Here is a 19035-nt window from a genome sequence, read left to right as displayed (position 1 = left end):
CGTAATGGTAGCAAAACAACATTGCAGTATCTTTTTTCTTCTTTTGCTATGGGGAGCACCTCTTTTATGGTCGCAAACCACCGAGCAAAAGGCCTTGGAGGAAAAGCGGGAACAACTACAGAACGAAATCCGGGAAATCAATAGATTATTGTTATCCGAAAAAAAGGAAAGGGGCACGGTCCTGGACCAGATGGAGGCCCTCGATAAAAAAATTACCGTCCGTCAACAATTGATTCGGGTTACGAACCAACAGGCCAATTTACTGAATAGACAGATCAACACCAACATACGGAACATCAGTAAGCTCAAGGGAGAGCTACAGGAAATAAAGGAGGAATATGCCAGGATGATCCAAAAATCCTATCAGAACAAATCCAAGCAGAACAGATTGATGTTCCTATTGTCCTCAGAAAGCTTTTATCAGGCATTTAAAAGGCTTCAATACATGAAGCAGTACACGGACTATAGAAAGGAGCAGGGAGCACAGATTTTGGCCAAAACGGAGGAGTTAACGCGTTTGAACATGGATCTGAACGAGGAGCGCAAGGTTAAGGAGGTACTGTTGGCCCAGAACACCAAGGCCAAAGACCAATTGTTCGCGGAGATACAGGAGCAGAAAGAACTATTGGGAACCATCCGACAGAACGAAAGCAAATATGCCAAGGCGATTGATGAGAAAAAAAGGGAGGCCCGCAAAATAGACCAACAGATAGAAAATCTGATACGGTCGGCCATCGCCGCCTCCAACAAAGAAGCTGGTAAAACCACTACCAGTGCCAGTAAATTCGTGTTGACACCGGAGGCGACCCTAGTGGCCAACAATTTTTCGGCGAATAAAGGAAAATTAATTTGGCCCGTTGAGAAGGGCATTAAAAGTCAGGGTTTTGGTATATACAACGATGCCGTATACCCTGGAATAAAACACCAAAGCAACGGGGTCATCATAGCCACAGATCCTGGATCTAAGGCAAGGGCCATATTTGAAGGCGAGGTTATCGCCATTTTGGCAGTGCCTGGCGGAAACAAGGGAGTTCAGGTAAAGCACGGTAATTTTATAAGTACGTACTATAATTTGTCCGAACTTTATGTAAAAAAAGGAGATAAGGTGAAAATAAAGGATGAATTGGGAACCATATATACCAATCGGTCAAATGGCCAGACCCGACTAAAATTTTACCTCTACCAAGACACGGATAGGTTGAATCCAGAGGAATGGGTATACCGGTTGTAAGTGTTGGGTATCTAGTACTATGTAGATAAAAATTAGCATCTATTAGTTGGATAAAGAATGAAAAAATTACTTGTCAACGTATTCGCGCTAATCGGACTTATGAGTTTGATTTTAAACGCTTTTAAATTCTTTCAAGCAGAAAGGCTGACTAATCAATATTGGAAGAACTGTGAAAAAATAGAAGTCGGAATGACTTTAAATCAGGCTCGAGAAATTATTGGGGATTTAAAATATCAATATTGGACCCAAGATAAAAAATCAGCGGAAATAATTGTTATAGAATATGATGACAAATTAAAATACACCTTGGAATATGATATGGTGTTCGCTGGATCGGATAATATGCGATTAGAGTTTGACCCAAATACGTTAATTGTGACCGACATATTTTGCGGGGAGTAAAAAAAACTTTGTTCAATACAAGATTAGGTTAGCAAAATGTTGTTTTATTGATTTTTATTCTAAAAATTGAACAACCAACAACTCCTGCCCTGAGCGGAGTCGAAGGGAACAACCAAAAAACGAATCATATGAAAATTACGGACATTTCAGGGGGAGTTGAATTACGAAACGGGGTTTTTATGCCTTATTTAGGTTTGGGAACTTACCAAGCCGATAACGACCAAGAGGTCATAGATTCGGTAAAGGATGCCTTGGATTTGGGGTACAGGCATATCGATACGGCTTCGGTGTACAAGAATGAAGAAGGTGTGGGCAGGGGAATCAAGGAAAGTTCCGTAGCCAGGGAGGATATTTTTCTGGTGACCAAAGTTTGGAACAGCGAGCAGGGGTATAACACTACGCTACAGTCGTTTGAAGATAGTATCAACCGCTTGCAGGTGGATTATCTCGACCTATTTCTGGTGCATTGGCCGGTTCAGGGGAAATACAAGGATACTTGGAGGGCTTTGGAGTATTTATACGAAACTAAAAAGGTTAGGGCGATCGGGGTCAGTAACTTTTTGCGGCATCACTTGGATGACTTATTAACTGACTGCAACATTGTACCTATGGTGAATCAAATGGAATTTCACCCGTATTTGGTGCAGCAAGAGCTTTTGGATTTTTGTGCTGAAAATACCATTCAGTATGAAGCATGGTCTCCCTTCATGCAAGGGAAACTATTCCAATTGGATTTTTATAAGGAATTGAGCGACAAGTATAACAAATCGGCTGCCCAAATCATCCTGCGATGGAACCTACAGAAAGGGGTGGTCACCATACCAAAATCGGTACATAAAAAGCGTATCGCCTCCAATGCGGATATTTTCGACTTTGAACTTTCCAATGAGGACATGGCCTTTTTGGATAGTCTGGACAGGGATGAACGCAGTGGCCCACATCCGGATCATTTTGATTTTTAAGCCATAATAGTGTAGGATTTTTACACTTTGTTTCATTTTCATTTATTAGCCCGATTCGTGCAAATCGGAAGTTTTTGTATTCCAAGCAATAGGGAAGTGTATTTGCTGAGCTTTCTATTTTTCATAGCTACCCACCCAAACTTCGAAATATGACCTTATTGTAGCATTACGCGTATTTAATTTAAAAATAGGGATGATGAAAATTGTATCTTTCTTACCTGTACCAACATTACGAGAATAATGAATAGTATCCGTCTATCTTTCGTTTTTATCTTTTTATGTTTCACCATTGCCTGGGCACAGGAAACAACGGCCTTAATTTGTGGAAATCTTATCACGGCAAAAGATACACATGTTCAAGCCGATGCCGTAATTCTTATAAAGGGGGATCGAATAGTTGAAGTGGGCACCATGGACTTGCTAAAAGCGGGATATACCGTTATAGATTTAAGTGAATATACCGTATTACCAGGAATGATAGATGCCCACACCCACCCTTTAATTTACGGCAGTGAATACCAAACCAATCACTTAAAGGGTTCCTCGGCTTTTAACGCATTAAGGGGATTAAAGACGGTACAGGAATGGCTGGAAGCTGGTTGGACCACGATAAGGATTGCCGGTGATGCCGATACCAAATATGCACATTTTGAGATCCGCAATGCTATAAATGCCGGCCTGTTCAAAGGACCACGCATTTTTGGTGCCGGACACTATATTTCAGTAACCGGAGGGGGAGGGGATATAAATTATATTTCCAACGAACAATCCGTTATCCCTGATGGTCTCATTGTGGATGGCAAGGATGAAATGCGGAAGGCCATTAGACAAGAAATCAAGAATGGGAGCGACTGGATCAAACTTTTGGTCACGGGAGCTTTTATGTCTACAGGAGACAACCCAAGGAACGTACATTTTAGTGATGAGGAACTTAAAACGGCGGTAGAGGAAGCCGGCCAAAGGGATGTTCCGGTCATGATGCACGCACATGCCAAAGAGGGGATTGTTAAAGCAATAAAATTTGGGGCAAGATCCATAGAGCATGGGACCTTTTTGGATGCTGAAACGATAGACTTGTTTTTGGAGTACGACACCTATCTAGTACCAACTTTGACGGTTGGCACCTATTTTCGCTTAAAGGACCCCGGGAATGTGGCACTGACAAAAACGCAACGTTCCCAAAAGGAATTTAGGGAAGCCAGAATGAAGGTACTTGGGGAGGCCCATAAGAGAGGGGTAAAGCTGGGTATTGGTTCGGACAATGTGGGATTTCCCGGTAACTTTGCGGCCAATGAGTTTCACGAATTTGTAAAGTTTGGCATGACTCCTATGGAAGCCATTATTGCCGGGACCAAAGTAAATGCGGAGCTTTTGAAAATGGACGATAGTATAGGAACTATTGAGGTAGGTAAATACGCCGATATTATTGCTACCAAAAAGAATCCGCTGGAAGATATTACAGAATTACAGCGTGTACAATTTGTAATGAAAGGCGGCGAGATAATAAAGTCTACCGAGTAAATAAGTCGCACTTTTTTTAAATCATCCTGTACATATATCAAGAATCTCTCCGCTTTTTGGAGTAGTAATAAAACAAATAGGCCACCAAAATTAGGATGACAAAAGGTAGATAGGTGCCAATGGCCACACCAATCTCATACGAGCGATCAGGGGCCTCCTGGATTTTCTTTTCGATTTCCGAAACGTCCTGTAAAAACAATAGGAGTCCCATATCTATAGTGCTATTTCCAAACTAATCGGGCAGTGATCGCTTCCCATGATCTGGTCATGTATTTCGGCCGAGGTTACCTTGGACCATAAAGATTCACTGACCAAAAAATAATCGATACGCCAACCCACGTTTCTGCTTCTGGCTCCGCCGCGCATGCTCCAGAACGTATATTTGTCAAACGTATCCGGGTGCAAAGCCCTAAAACTGTCAACTAGGTTCAAGGTTTTGAGCATGTGGTCAAACCCATCGATTTCCACTTGGGTAAAACCTGCCGTTTTGTTGTAATTGGATTTGGGATTGGCCAAATCATTTTCAGTGTGGGCCACGTTAAAATCGCCCGTAATGATCAAAGGTTTCTTTTCTGACAGGTTTTGAAGGTATTCCGTGAAATCAGTATCCCAGCCTGACCGATAATCCAGCCGTTTGAGTCCATTACCGCTGTTTGGCACATAGACATTGACCAAATAGAAGTCGGGGTACTCCGCATAGGAAATCCTGCCTTCCATATCATGGTCCGCAATACCCATATTGCTGCCAAAAGAAATGGGCTCTTGTTTTGATAGTATCCCTGTGCCTGAATATCCTTTCTTTTCGGCACTATTGGTGTATAAAGTATAGTCGGTAATTTCGGCCAAGGCCTCTGCCACTTGGTCATCCTGGGCCTTGGTTTCCTGGATACAAAAAACATCGGCATTAAAACTGGACACAACATCCTCAAAGCCTTTTTTTACGGAAGCCCTTATGCCATTGACGTTCCACGATACTAATTTCATAATCTTTACTTATTAAATTCTTTCTAGTTTTTGAGGAATTAAAAACCTCTTATTTTAAATCATTTTGAAACAAATCATCCTACATGCAAATGGGTACTACCATTTTTGGGAAGTTAGAGAGGGCTATTCATCAACTCCTCAATTTCCTCAATTTCAATAGGAATATTGCGCATTAAATTAAAGGGATCCCCTTTTTCTTGGATGACCACATCGTCCTCCAAACGAATGCCCATTTTTTCATCGGGGATATAAATTCCCGGTTCTACGGTAAATACCATATTGGCCTTCATGGGAGTCTTCAGTTCCCCATAGTCATGCGTATTCAACCCAATATGGTGACTGGTGCCGTGCATAAAGTATTTTTTATAGGCGGGCCAATCCGGATTTTCATTTTGAACATCGGCTTTATCCAAAAGACCCAAGCCCAAAAGTTCAGAAGTCATCAATTTACCGCATTCCTTATGGTATTCCGCCCAAAGGGTTCCGGGAACCAACATTTTGGTCGCATCGTTTTTCACCCTTAGTACGGCGTTGTAGACCTCCTTTTGCCGTTTCGTGAAACGGCCGTTAACGGGGATGGTCCGGGTAAGGTCGCTGGAGTAGTTGGCATACTCCGCCGCTACGTCCATCAACAACATATCGCCATCCTTACAGGCTTTATTATTTTCCAAATAGTGAAGTACGTTGGCATTGTTGCCCGAGGCGATGATCGGCGGATAGGCAAATCCTTTGGAACGGTTCCGTATAAATTCGTGCAATAGCTCCGCCTCCACTTCATACTCCATAACCCCAGGCTTTACAAAGCCCAACAACCTACGGAAGCCTTTTTCGGTGATGTTGCAGGCCATTTGTATCAGTTCCAATTCCTCCGGTTCCTTGATCCCACGGATTTCCTGAAGAATCGGGTTGCTCTTTGCCACTTGGTGCGCAGGGAATTTTTGCTGGCAGGCCAGTATAAATCGGTCTTCCCTGGTCTGCGTTTCAACTGCCTGCCTGTAGTGTTCGTTGGTGTTGAAATAGATAGTATCTGCTTCGGTCATCAGATCAAAAAAAACTTTGTCAAATTCCTTTAGCCAGTAAATGGTTTCTATCCCCGATACGTCGGTTGCCTTTTCCTTGGTCAACTTTGCACCTTCCCAAATGGCGATGTGCTCATTGGTTTCCCTTACGAATAGAATTTCCCGGTGTTTTTTGTCCATGGCATCCGGAAATAATAACAAAATAGTTTCCTCTTGATCGGCCCCGCTCAGATAAAAAATATCCCGATGTTGCTCAAAGGGCATGACACTATCGGCACTTATGGGGTAAATGTCGTTGGAATTAAAGACCGCAATGCTCTTGGGACGCATGCGGGCCATAAATTTCTCTCGGTTTTTTATAAATAGGGCGTTGGGAATTTGTTCGTATTTCATGAAGTCTATGATTTTGCCATAAAATTAAGCAATAGCCACTGTTTTCTTAAGAAATGAACCACATATTTACCACAATTACACCCTTTTTAAAGGGCTATTTTAGACAACAATTGGCTAACTTGTACACCATACCATAACAAACCAATTGTCATGAAAATCCGGTATTTTTTGCTTGTATTACTTCTTTTAAATTTTGTTTCGATTTTTCCCCAAACAGACCCCGCTGTTTTTGGGAACCTACGGTTTCGTTTTATAGGACCGGAAGGCAACCGTACCATTGCCATGGCGGGGGTGGCGGGAGACCCCATGACCACCTATATCGGTGCGGCCTCCGGCGGATTATGGAAAACCTCCGATGGCGGTATTAGCTGGAACCCCATTTTTGATGCTCAGAACGTTTCATCCATTGGCTCGGTGGCCATTACCCCAACAAATCCAGATATCATTTGGGTGGGCACGGGTGAAACCTTTGTGATTCGGCCCGCCCATGCCATGGGTGATGGCATCTATAAATCCGAGGATGGTGGAAAGACCTGGATAAACATGGGCCTTGAGAAAACGGGGCGCATTGGGCGCATTCTTGTGCATCCTACCAATCCGGACATTGTATATGCAGCTGCCCTTGGACATACCTACGGACCACAGCAGGAACGAGGGGTATTTAAAACCACGGATGGCGGTAAGACTTGGGAACGCATCTTTTTTGTGGACGAAAACACCGGGGCTGCCGAACTGGCCATGGACCCGAAAAATCCAGACCGACTCCTAGTAGGCATGTGGTCCATACATATCAATACTTGGGGCTTGAACAGCGGTGGGCCGGGAGGAGGAGTTTACAGGACCTTGAATGGCGGGGATACTTGGGAGGCCTTGTCCAAAAACGGTTTGCCCGGAGGTGAAGACCATCCCGTTGGTAAAACGGCGGTGGCCATTTCACATTCCAGTCCGAATATTGTGTATGCCCTTTTTGAAATCGAGAGTCCGGCACTTTATCGCTCCGAAGACTTTGGTGACTCTTGGACCCTACAGACCCGAAACCATGACATTGCAGAACGTGCCCCTTATTATACGCGTATGGCCGTTTCAACTGCAGACCCTAATGAACTCTATTTTGCCAGTGTTAAATTCAGCATTTCCAAGGATGGCGGTAAGACCATTGAAAGTGGTTACAGTGCCGGAGGCGATAACCATGATATCTGGGTGGACCCCACCAATGCGGACCGACTCATGGTGGCCCATGATGGGGGTGCCAGTATCAGTATGAATCATGGAAAAACCTTTCAGCGGATCGTGCTTCCAATAGCTCAAATGTACCATGTAGCCGTTGATGATAAAATTCCATACAATGTCTATGGAAACCGCCAGGATGGATATTCCTATATGGGGCCCAGCAATAGCAAACAGGGGTATATACCTCTGGGCCTTTGGAAGGGCGTAGGCGGTTGCGAAAGCGGTTTTGCCCAACCCGATCCTTTTGACAACGACATTGTTTGGTCCGGTTGTTATGATGGGGGACTGCAACGTTACAATGTTAAAACAGGACACGCCCGTGATGTACGGGTTTGGCCAGAGGCAGGCTACGGTTGGGAACCGGGAAAATTGAAATACCGCTGGCATTGGAATTTTCCATTGGCCTTTTCGCCCCATACAAAACATAGGGTCTACGTGGGCAGCCAATATGTACATAAAAGTGATGACGGCGGACAAAGTTGGCAAGTGATCAGTCCGGACCTTACCTTGAACGATAAGACCCATCAACAAAATTCAGGGGGTATCGCCGTTGACAACCTTATGACCTTTGATGGGTCGGTTTTGTTCAGCATTGTGGAGTCAACATTGGAACCTGGCCTTATTTGGACCGGTAGCAATGACGGACAGGTACAGCTCACCAAAGATGGAGGAACCACTTGGACCAATGTAACCTCCAATATTCCTGACCTTCCCAAATGGGGCACCATTGCCAACATAGAAGCATCCCGATATAAAAAGGGAAGTGCTTATATCACGGTAGACCTGCATCAAATGGGGGACTTTGACCCGTATGTTTACAAAACCGAGGATTATGGGCAGACCTGGAAGTTAATAAGCGATACAGTGCCAAAATCTGTCCATAGCTTTGCCCATGTTATCAAAGAAGACCCCAAAAGGGAAGGAATGCTCTACTTGGGAGTTGATAACGGACTTTATATAAGCCATGATGATGGTGAACATTGGATGCGTTTGCGCAACAATCTGCCACCTGCACCCGTGTATTGGTTGGAAATCCAAGAACGGTTTGATGATCTTGTGGTGGGTACGTATGGAAGAGGCTATTATATCATGGACAATATTTCCCCTTTACGGGAATACGATATGGATGCAAAGGATAAGGAGGCCCATCTTTTCAGTCTTAGACCGGTATATCGTTTCCAAGATGTTCAAAGCATCAAAACCGATGGTCCTAGCTTAAATTCCGGTACTAACCCTGCCTATGGTGCGGAAATCAATTACTTCTTAAAGGATAGTACCGATCAAAAAATCGAAATACAGATTTTGACCATGGAAGATGAAGTAGTCCGCACCTTGGAAGGAAAAAACAAACCAGGCGTCAATAGGGTCATGTGGAACCTACGCTATGAACCCACATATAAACCAAAACTTCAGACCTCCCCACCAGGAAGGCCATGGGTCCAGCTCAATGGTGAAGGATGGCGCCCCTTGGTCACTTGGGACCTTGATTTAATGCGTGGACAATACGGTCCCAAAGTAGTACCCGATAACTATAAGGTAAAACTGGTTATTGGCAACAAAGAATATAGTAGGGAACTGGAGGTTTTAAAAGACCCGAGTACTGAAGGTAATCTCAAAGACATTCAAAAACAAGTAGCCTTTTCCTTGGAACTTCGCGATGCGATGAACTTGGCCGTAACCATGATCAATGATATTGAAGCGATACGGGCAGAGCTCAATGATATCATCCCAAAGTTAAGCCGCTCAGCGGACCGAAAAAAAGCCGAGGAACTACGCGCCATGGCCATTGCCATAGCTGGCAGCCTTTATGACATCCATCTGACAGGGGCCCGTGAAGATGCCTTTAGATCTCCCATAAAGCTTTATGGTAGGCTGAGTGCTTTGGCCAGTGACATCGGTGGGTTTGGTGCAGATTTTAAACCTACGGACCAACAACAGGAAGTGTATGCCATTTTTAATGAACGTCTTAAAGAGGTAGATGCCAAGTTTAAGAAATTCATAACCGTGGAAGTGGAGCAATTGAATTCCCGATTGAAACAAAGCGAACTACAAATACAACATACCCAAAAGATAAAATCATAAATTAAATTCAACTAGCAGACCTATGAAAAAACAACTCTTTATTGTTTTAACAGCCATTTTAGCCGTCTCTTGCGGCGAAACGAAAAAAGCAGAAACACAGGCAGAACTATTTGCCCGCATAGATTCCGAAATCAAGCAAAACGCAAAAGGCTACAGTACGTTAAAGGAAGCTTCCGAAACTATTGGTCACCGACTTACAGGTTCCGAAAACGGTGCCAAGGCAGAGGAATACACCTATAATAAGTTCAAGGAATATGGTTTTGAGGATGTGGAATATCAATCTTTTGAAGTAGAGGCTTGGTCCAGGGGAACCGTATCCGTCACTATAAATGAAGAACCTGTCAAGGCGGTGACGCTAGGACATTCACCCGTGGAAGCCATGGTATCGGGAGAAATCGTGGACATGGGCAACGGCCTAGAAGTAGATTATGCGGCAAAACCCGATGCCGTAAAGGACAAAATTGCCTTGGTGTATATTAGTATTTTGGAAGGAAGTCCGGAGGGATTGAGCAATCTGCACCGAAGTGAAAAAACTGCCTTAGCAATTAAATACGGTGCCAAGGGAATTATCATCATCAACCAAGTGGACAATGGGGTGCTATTAACTGGAACCGCCTCCGTAACCGGGGAACTGATTCCCATTCCGGCCGTTTGTATCGGCAAGGAAGATGGTATGGCCTTAAAAGAAACGCTGAAAGAAGGAACCGCGTCCGCCACAATTGAAATGACGAATAACAGCGACATGATCAGTGCCAGGAACGTGGTAGCTACCCTCCCGGGAAGTGAGATACCCAATGAAATCATCGTCATTGGCGGCCATTTGGATTCGTGGGATTTGGCCACAGGAGCCATAGATAACGGCATTGGATCCTTTGCGGTATTGGATATTGCCCGTGCGTTTAAGGCCAATAACCTTCAGCCAAAAAGAACGGTAAAATTCGTCATGTTCATGGGTGAGGAACAAGGCCTTTTTGGTTCCAGACACATGGTGGCAGAAGCCCTGAAAGAAGGCACTATGGACCAAATAAAGTATATGATGAACTTGGACATGGCAGGCAATCCCATTGGTATGAATGCTGGTGGAAAGTTAGATAACGAGGCTTTTTTCACCAATCTAGGTGCCGCAATCCAACAACAGGACAGCATCTATAAAAATGAATTTTCAAACCGTTCCGGATTGCATAGCGACCACCAACCTTTCATGTTGGAAGGGGTGCCTATTTTGTCCGTCCACAGCAACTTGGACCGTTCTATTTATGGCTGTTACCATTCCGATTGCGACGATTTTGACCTAGTAAACGAGGAACATATGACCAATACTTCCCGTTTTGGCACCATGATGTTATATGGCTTGGCCAATGCGGAAACGCTGCCCGCCACCAAAATGGACAGTGAGACCACCAAGGAGTTTATGATCAAAAACGACCTAAAGGAAAAATTGATCATTGGAGGCGATTGGAAATGGGAGGAGTAGCATAGAATAAGCCCAAGTTCAATTTTCAAATTCAAATTCAAATTCAATTCATCTGACAGCTGGGCATGAATTTAAGAGGAGAAAAAAACAAAATCACCTAAGCATGAAAAATCGACAACTTCTTATAGTTGCAATTTTGGTAATGAGCCTTTTCTCCTGCAAAGACGATGCTGCTACCACCAGTGAAATGACGAGTGCTGATGGTTCAAAACCCAATATCGTTATTATTTATATGGACGATTTGGGCTTTGGTGAGCTTAGTGCCTATGGGGCTACGGAATTGAAAACTCCAAATATGGATGCATTGGCCAATGGCGGACTACGATTTACGAATGGTTATGCCACCTCGGCTACCTGTACGCCCAGTAGATATGCCTTGTTGACCGGGGTGTATCCTTGGCGGAATAAAAATGCAAAAATCCTTCCGGGGTCCGCTTCCTTGATTATTGATACGGCCCAAACCACACTACCAAAGCTTTTGAGAAACGAGGGCTATGCTACTGGGATTGTTGGTAAGTGGCACCTTGGCCTAGGTGCCGCGGAAATCAACTGGAACGAGACCATACGTCCGGGGCCTAATGAGGTAGGTTTTGACTACAGTAATATTTTGGCCGCCACCCAAGATAGGGTACCTACGGTCTATATCAAAAACGGGAATGTCGTGAATCTGGACCCCAATGACCCCATTCAAGTCAGTTATGAAAAGAATTTTGAGGGTGAACCTACTGGGTTGGACAATCCCGAAAGGCTAAAAATGAAATGGCACCATGGGCATAATAACAGCATTGTTAATGACATTCCGCGAATAGGCTTTATGAAGGGTGGGGAAGCCGCCAAATGGGTCGATGAGGATATGGCCGATTATTTTCTGGCGGATGCCCAAACCTATGTCAAAAAAAATAAGGACCGACCCTTTTTTCTATACTACGCCCTACAACAGCCCCACGTTCCAAGAACGCCCCACCCAAGGTTCGTTGGAAAATCAGGAATGGGACCTAGAGGCGATGTGATTTTGGAAGCGGATTGGGTCATAGGGGAGTTCATAAAAACCTTGGAAAAGGAAGGTTTGTTGGAAAATACCCTGATCGTTTTTTCCAGTGATAACGGCCCCGTGGTAAACGACGGTTATTACGACGAAGCTGTTGAAAAATTGGGTCATCATAAACCTGCCGGTCCCCTGCGTGGCGGAAAATATAGTTTGTTCGAAGCGGGAACCCGAGTACCGTTCATTACCTACTGGAAGGGAACCATAGCTCCGGGTGTTTCCAATGCTATGGTATCCCAATTGGATCTTTTTGCTTCGTTGGCCTCTTTAGTAAATAGTGATACCACAACGGAGGATAGCAAAAACCTGATGGCCGTATTGTTGGGAAAGAGCGAATCTGGCCGGGACGAGTTGGTACTGGAGGCTACTTCCAGAACGGCTTTTCGAAAAGGGGATTGGGCGATGATTCCCCCATACAATGGTCCAGTAATAAATGATTTGGTGGATATTGAATTGGGAAATGACAGTGTATATCAGTTGTATAATTTACAGGACGATATAGGGCAACAAAATAATTTGGCAGAAAGCCATCCAGAGAAACTACAGGAACTTATCGATTCCTATCGGGCCATCCTTAAAAATAGCGATACAGATACAGAAAAACTTCAGTTGGATTAAAGGTCTCCTCATATGTCACAGTTCCTAGAAAAAACGTGCATCCTCCGTTTCTTTTATGCACTATTGCTGGTGATACCCTTACATCTACACTCACAGAACAAGGAGGGTGAAAAATATGAATATTTTGATTTGGTCCGACCAAAGTTCGATGGGAAATTGGCCTATGAAACTACGGACTATGTAGCGCAATACTGGAGGGTCCCTGGAAATACCGGGTTCAACAATAGTGTGAAATGGATAGCCAAGGAACTTGAAAAAGCCGGATATGTACTGGAATCCAAAGCCGATGCCAATGACCGATTGACCTACAGGATCGAATCCCGCCCCATGAAAGACCCAACTTGGGAACCTGTTTCCGCACTTTTGGAAATTTTGGGCCAAACCGATCCAATTTTGGTCTCCACTTTAAACAGGAACATGACCTATCTCAACTCCGTTTCTACACCAAAGGAAGGCATAACGGCGGAAGTGGTCCCAATTGGAGCCAAGGAGGATATACCTAACCTCGACTTGAAAAGCAAGGTTGTTTTTATGGAATTCGGACTCAATTGTATCTACCAGGAGTTATTGGACAAAGGGGTTTTGGGCGTTTTGACCTATAACAATCCAACCTACCTACAACCGGAAAAGAATATCACCTCCATACAGTTTAGAAGCCTACCTCCGCAAGCCGATACCAAATTCTGGGGAATCGCCCTGTCCTTTGAAGCCAAGGAAAGACTAAAGTCAGCGTTTAAAAGAGGGGAAACGATGGTCAAGGTAAACATTCAAACTAAAATATATGAAGCTGAGGAGCTTACAGTAATCGCCAATATAAAAGGAAGTAAAAAACCTTCCGAACGACTGGTTTTCAGTGCCCATATCCAGGAACCGGGCGCCAATGACAATGCCAGCGGTGTTGGGGCGCAGCTAGAAATGGCTTCCGTTGCGGCGAACCTTATCGATTCTGGTCCAATCGACTACGAGCGTACCATGACCTTTCTTTGGGGCGATGAAATATCGTCCACCCACCGATACATTCAAGAGGACAAAACAAGGGCGCAAGGAATCAAATGGGGCATAAGTCTGGACATGGTAGGCGAAAATACGAATATCACAGGAGGCTCCTTTTTAATAGAAAAAATGCCGGATCCAAGTGCTATCTGGACGCGCGGAAATGACAAGCACACAGAATGGGGTGGCGAAGTTCTTTCTCTAAAGGACATGAGACCCCATTATCTCAATGATTTTATCATCCATAATTTTCGACAGCAAGGAGAATTCGCAAACTGGGAAGTGAATACCAATCCTTTTGAAGGAGGGAGTGACCATACTCCCTTTTTAAAAGCCAACATTCCAGGACTATTATTATGGCATTTTACGGATCAGTTTTATCATACCGATAATGACAGAATAGACAAAGTATCCCAAAAGACCTTACAAAATGTGGGCACGGCGGCACTGGCCAGCAGTCTACAATTGGTCAATGCCGATGAAAAAACCGCACTGTGGATTTTAAGCATATTGGAAAAAGAATCCTTTGAGCGATTGGAAAACGAGTTTGAACAAAGTCAAGTGGCGATTGAAAAAGGTTCCAATTTCAAGTTTGAGAAACAGATTTTATCGGCATGGGAGGAATGGTATAACAAAGCCTATGGTTCCGTAATCGATATAGATGATTCCCCAAAAACAAAATCGGCAATAGCCCAAAAACAGTCGAATTTGAAATCATATTACAACAAACTGATCGGAAGGCTTAAGAATCAATAAATACTTCTGTTGGTCCAACGGGACTTTGAACAAAGTTTTAGTAACTTTCCAAAACCCTATAATTTATAATCTACCATGAAAATAGTACCCTTCTTTCTTCTATTGGGATTCAGGATGCTAACGGCCCAGATTTCCCCCTCCGATCAAACCGAGGTTTTGAAATCCTTGGAAAAAAAGGCCCAAATGGGTCAAGCTTCCTTGGTAAAAAACATCCCTTTGAAGAATATTGGACCTTCCATTATGAGTGGGCGTGTGGTGGACGTGGCAGTAAATCCAAAATCGCCTATTGAATTTTATGTGGCCTATGCTTCGGGTGGACTTTGGTATACGAACAATAACGGGACGACCTTTACCCCAATTATGGACAATACCCCAACACAGAACATTGGGGACATTGCCGTGCATTGGGAATCGGGGACAATCTATGTCGGGACCGGCGAGAACAACGCCTCTCGCTCGACCTATGCCGGCATCGGTATTTTAAAATCAACGGACCAAGGAAAAACTTGGTCGAATATGGGATTGCCAGATTCGCATCATATCGGTCGCATCCTAATAAATCCCGATAATCCAAACGACGTAGTGGTTGGCGTGGTAGGGCATTTATATTCCACCAATGCGGAAAGGGGTCTTTATAAATCTGCCGATGGAGGCAAAACATGGAAAAAAACCTTATTTGTGGGCGATGACACGGGTATTATTGATGTGGCCCATGCTCCCAAAAACTTTAATATCATGTATGCGGCCGCGTGGCAAAAAGATCGCAAGGCTTGGGATTTTTTGAGCAACGGCAATTTATCGGGCATTTATAAAAGTACCGATGCCGGAACGAGTTGGAAAAAAATAACCACGCCCCAAAGTGGGTTTCCTACCGGTGAGGGAGTGGGTAGAATCGGCCTTGCCGTATACGATGACAACACCGTTTATGCCGTGCATGACAATCAGTTCAGGAGAGCAAAACAGGATAACGATGTCAAGGAAAAGGAAGGACTTCAAAAGGAAGATTTCAAGGCTATGGATACGGAGGCGTTTTTGAAATTATCGGACAAACAACTCAACGATTTTCTAAAAACAAATAATTTTCAGGAAAAATACCGTGCCGAAAACGTAAAACAAATGGTGCGCAGTGGTGCCGTAAAACCGGCAGACCTTGCTTCCTACTTGGAAGATGCCAATGCATTGCTCTTTGATACGCCCGTCATTGGAGCGGAGGTATATAAGAGCATGGACGGCGGTGTTAGTTGGAAAAAACAGAACCAGGATTACATTGACGGACTATACTACAGTTACGGGTATTACTTTGCCCAAATCAATGTGGACCCATCCAATGTGGATAAAATCTATTTGGCGGGTGTACCCCTTTTAAAATCGAACGACGGCGGAAAAACCTACATGGCGGTCAATGAGGATAACGTACATTCAGACCATCACGCTTTGTGGATAAACCCAGATAGGTCCGGGCATCTGATCAATGGGAATGATGGCGGCCTCAACATTTCCTACGATGATGGGGAGAGCTGGATAAAGAACAACTCCCCGATCGTGGGTCAGTTCTATGCCATAAATGTGGATAATCAAGAACCGTACAATGTATATGGCGGTCTTCAGGACAACGGCGTTTGGATGGGGCCCCATAATGCGGAGGAGAATAGGGAATGGTACCAGTCCGGGCAATACCCTTGGAAATCCATTTTGGGCGGTGACGGTATGCAGGTGCAAATAGACAGTAGGAACCCAAATATCGTGTATACGGGATTTCAGTTTGGTAATTACTTCCGATTGGATTTGGAGACCGGAAAAAGGAACTATATCCAACCAAAGCACGAATTGGGAGAATCGCCCTACCGATTCAATTGGCAAACACCAATACTACTTTCCTCGCACAACCAGGATATTCTGTATTTGGGCGGAAACAAGTTGCACCGGTCTTTAGATCAAGGCGATACTTGGGAAACCATTTCACCGGACCTGACAATGGGAGGAAAAAGGGGGAACGTGGCCTATGGTACCTTGACCACCATTTCTGAATCGCCATTTAAGTTTGGACTGATATATACCGGCAGCGATGATGGATTGGTGCAGGTAAGTACGAACGGAGGCGGTAGCTGGGATTTGATTTCAGGGTCTTTTCCCAAGGATTTGTGGGTGAGTAGGGTAGCGGCATCAAAACATAAAAAGGAACGCGTTTATGTTACATTGAACGGATATCGTTGGGATGATTTTACACCCTATATCTATGTGAGCGAGGACTACGGAAAAACATGGAAATCCATCGCCAATACTATTCCAACTTCTTCGGTTAACGTCATTTTGGAAGATCCGGAAAATGAAAATCTGCTTTTTGTTGGAACGGATAATGGCCTGTATGTTTCGTTTGACAGGGGCGGTTCCTGGGAGGTTTTCGATAACGGACTTCCCTACGTGGCGGTGCATGATCTGGTCATACAGGAAAAGGCAAAACACCTATTGGTGGGTACGCACGGGCGAAGTATTTATAAGGCCAATATTTCAACCTTACAGCAAATGACACCCCGGGCCTTGGAGAGTAAATTGAAACTTTTTGAACTTACCGATATCAAACATTCCAGCAGATGGGGCAACCCTAGAAGCTCCTGGTCAAGAGCGCAAACCCCAGGCTTGGACATCACCTTTTATACCACAAAGAAAGGCCCTTTTAAGGCCATCGTCCTGAGCGAGGACGATATTGTGGTAAGCGAGACCGAGATAAACGGGGATAAGGGTTTCAATATTCTGTCCTTTGATGTAGCCTTCTCTAAAATCGGAAAAGACAATTACTTGAAACAACATAAAACAAAGCTATCGGAAGCAGAAGATGGAAAAACATATCTGCCCAAAGGAACTTACGTGGTTAAGATTTCCGGCAATGGCATTACAGAATCAACCACATTTAAGATAGACTAACTTTTATTCAATTAAACCTGTGAAAATAGTAGATTGGAATACACTGCCAGAACTAGGGTTGAGCCATAATCAACATATCAAGAAAAAGACCTTGGTTTCAAAAGGGGAAATACCTCACCTCATGATGTTTGGTACTGCAGTTTTTAAACCAGGAGACAAAGTGGATTTTCATCTACACGAAACCATGTTCGAGGTGTTCTTCATTCAAATTGGTAAAGTCATTTTTGAGGTAAATGGCGAAAAACATATTTTAACAAAAGGAAAGTGTATCATCATTGAGCCCGGTGAACTTCATGCACAATCAAACCCCTTTGATGAGGACGTTAGTTGGTCATATTTTGGAATATCGATTGATTAAAACAAAATACTAAATGGAACTAACTTTAGGAATTCCCGCATTACTTTTTCCGGCCATATCTTTGACCATGTTGGCCTATAACGCCCGTTATTTGGCCATTGCGGCGCTGATACGTCAATTGCACCAAAAGTTCGAGGAGACGGGGTCAAAATCCGTAGGCTTACAGGTTAAAAAGCTACAAAAACGACTGACAATAATCAAGAACATGCAGGCTACGGCCATCTTTAGCTTTTTGCTGGCCGTCATTACCATGTCTTTGATCTACGTCCAGCTCACGTTTTGGGCAAATCTTGTCTTCGGCATCAGTCTGCTTGCACTCATGATTTCCTTGATACTTTCCTTTATTGAGGTGCAACTTTCTACCAAGGCTTTGGAGATTCAGCTCAAGAACATGGAAAACTGAATATCACCCTATTTGCAGGGCATTTCTGACCTTTTATTTCAATTATAAACCGTACATTTAGAGGTGTTTGTCCAAATGATACACTGATTAAAATAAGTTAAGGTTACAATGGCTGCCTGCCGAGATTTCCCGATAACTATCATGTTGGTTAATTTTCTACCCTGCGCTGCGATAAGTCCAGACTTGACCTATAAAACAAAAAACTTGAAAGTATGAAACGTGTTAAGGATCTTCCATACTTCAAAAAAATACGGGAGGTAAGGGAGTTTGAATTCGGGGTTTTCTATTATTTTGATGGTCTGGTCATTTCGGAAATAAAGGAAGGAGTTGTTTTTGACTGGAATATGGCCAAGAGGGCAGTAGCGGCCGCCAAGGAAATTTTCGGGGAGGAGACCCCTATTGCCTACATCTCCAATCGTATAAACAGTTATACGGTGGTTCCTACGGAATGGTTAAAATTTTACAAGAACAGACATCAGTTGTCCTATTACAGTGTGGTGGGTTCCACACAAGGTAGTTTTGCGAGCATCGTTTTGGAGAAAATGTTCTTTAAGGAATCACTACGGCAATTCAATGATTTGGAAGCCGCCGTTGCGTGGAGTTTGGACCGAATTAAAGAGAAAAAGGAGACTTTGTCCTAAA

General features: G+C 43.9%; 15 protein-coding genes. 12 read left to right on the top strand and 3 right to left on the bottom strand.

The window, feature by feature from the left end:
- Window positions 1–4: 4 nt before the first annotated feature.
- The 4 genes from FEK29_RS01260 to FEK29_RS01245 all read left to right on the top strand — a co-directional run bounded on the left by FEK29_RS01260 (window position 5) and on the right by FEK29_RS01245 (window position 4116).
- Window positions 5–1231 carry a murein hydrolase activator EnvC family protein gene (locus tag FEK29_RS01260; RefSeq protein WP_138256592.1) on the top strand — a complete coding sequence of 409 codons (1227 nt, stop codon included), beginning with the start codon at window positions 5–7 and terminating at the stop codon, window positions 1229–1231.
- Window positions 1232–1288: 57 nt separating this feature from the next.
- On the top strand, window positions 1289–1633 hold the full coding sequence (locus FEK29_RS01255) for a hypothetical protein (RefSeq protein ID WP_138256591.1): 345 nt from the start codon (window positions 1289–1291) through the stop codon (window positions 1631–1633).
- 128 nt (window positions 1634–1761) lie between these two features.
- The gene (locus tag FEK29_RS01250; protein ID WP_138256590.1) at window positions 1762–2595 is read left to right on the top strand and encodes an aldo/keto reductase; all 834 of its coding nucleotides are present in this window, start codon (window positions 1762–1764) and stop codon (window positions 2593–2595) included.
- A 240-nt stretch (window positions 2596–2835) separates the two neighbouring features.
- On the top strand, window positions 2836–4116 hold the full coding sequence (locus tag FEK29_RS01245; RefSeq protein WP_205123383.1) for a metal-dependent hydrolase family protein: 1281 nt from the start codon (window positions 2836–2838) through the stop codon (window positions 4114–4116).
- Between the two features lie 37 nt (window positions 4117–4153).
- Here FEK29_RS01245 and FEK29_RS17865 read toward each other — a convergent pair whose 3' ends face one another.
- The 3 genes from FEK29_RS17865 to FEK29_RS01235 all read right to left on the bottom strand — a co-directional run bounded on the left by FEK29_RS17865 (window position 4154) and on the right by FEK29_RS01235 (window position 6512).
- On the bottom strand, window positions 4154–4327 hold the full coding sequence (locus FEK29_RS17865) for a DUF4448 domain-containing protein (RefSeq protein ID WP_161595297.1): 174 nt from the start codon (window positions 4325–4327) through the stop codon (window positions 4154–4156).
- A 2-nt stretch (window positions 4328–4329) separates the two neighbouring features.
- Window positions 4330–5100, bottom strand: a complete 771-nt coding sequence (locus tag FEK29_RS01240) for an exodeoxyribonuclease III (RefSeq protein ID WP_138256589.1) — start codon at window positions 5098–5100, stop codon at window positions 4330–4332.
- A gap of 113 nt (window positions 5101–5213) precedes the next feature.
- A complete protein-coding gene (locus FEK29_RS01235; protein ID WP_138256588.1) occupies window positions 5214–6512 on the bottom strand; it encodes an aminopeptidase P family protein in 1299 nt (432 codons plus the stop codon).
- 150 nt (window positions 6513–6662) lie between these two features.
- Between FEK29_RS01235 and FEK29_RS01230 the strand changes: the two genes are divergently transcribed.
- The 8 genes from FEK29_RS01230 to FEK29_RS01195 all read left to right on the top strand — a co-directional run bounded on the left by FEK29_RS01230 (window position 6663) and on the right by FEK29_RS01195 (window position 19034).
- On the top strand, window positions 6663–9824 hold the full coding sequence (locus FEK29_RS01230; RefSeq protein ID WP_138256587.1) for a WD40/YVTN/BNR-like repeat-containing protein: 3162 nt from the start codon (window positions 6663–6665) through the stop codon (window positions 9822–9824).
- Window positions 9825–9846: 22 nt separating this feature from the next.
- Window positions 9847–11298: a M20/M25/M40 family metallo-hydrolase gene (locus FEK29_RS01225; RefSeq protein WP_138256586.1), complete on the top strand. Its 1452-nt coding sequence runs from the start codon at window positions 9847–9849 to the stop codon at window positions 11296–11298.
- A 103-nt stretch (window positions 11299–11401) separates the two neighbouring features.
- A complete protein-coding gene (locus FEK29_RS01220; RefSeq protein ID WP_138256585.1) occupies window positions 11402–12961 on the top strand; it encodes a sulfatase family protein in 1560 nt (519 codons plus the stop codon).
- A gap of 12 nt (window positions 12962–12973) precedes the next feature.
- Window positions 12974–14710, top strand: coding sequence for a M28 family peptidase (locus tag FEK29_RS01215; RefSeq protein ID WP_138256584.1), 1737 nt, complete (start codon window positions 12974–12976; stop codon window positions 14708–14710).
- A 75-nt stretch (window positions 14711–14785) separates the two neighbouring features.
- Window positions 14786–17632: a VPS10 domain-containing protein gene (locus FEK29_RS01210; protein WP_138256583.1), complete on the top strand. Its 2847-nt coding sequence runs from the start codon at window positions 14786–14788 to the stop codon at window positions 17630–17632.
- Between the two features lie 19 nt (window positions 17633–17651).
- Window positions 17652–17990, top strand: coding sequence for a cupin domain-containing protein (locus tag FEK29_RS01205; protein WP_138256582.1), 339 nt, complete (start codon window positions 17652–17654; stop codon window positions 17988–17990).
- A 13-nt stretch (window positions 17991–18003) separates the two neighbouring features.
- A complete protein-coding gene (locus tag FEK29_RS01200) occupies window positions 18004–18393 on the top strand; it encodes a DUF2721 domain-containing protein (protein ID WP_138256581.1) in 390 nt (129 codons plus the stop codon).
- Window positions 18394–18605: 212 nt separating this feature from the next.
- Window positions 18606–19034, top strand: coding sequence for a hypothetical protein (locus tag FEK29_RS01195; protein WP_138256580.1), 429 nt, complete (start codon window positions 18606–18608; stop codon window positions 19032–19034).
- Window position 19035 lies beyond the last annotated feature (1 nt).

It is taken from the genome of Maribacter aurantiacus, assembly GCF_005780245.1.
In the GTDB taxonomy this organism is placed as follows: domain Bacteria; phylum Bacteroidota; class Bacteroidia; order Flavobacteriales; family Flavobacteriaceae; genus Maribacter; species Maribacter flavus.
The sequence above is the reverse complement of the archived record's forward strand: the minus strand, read 5'-3'. Positions and strand labels throughout refer to the sequence as shown.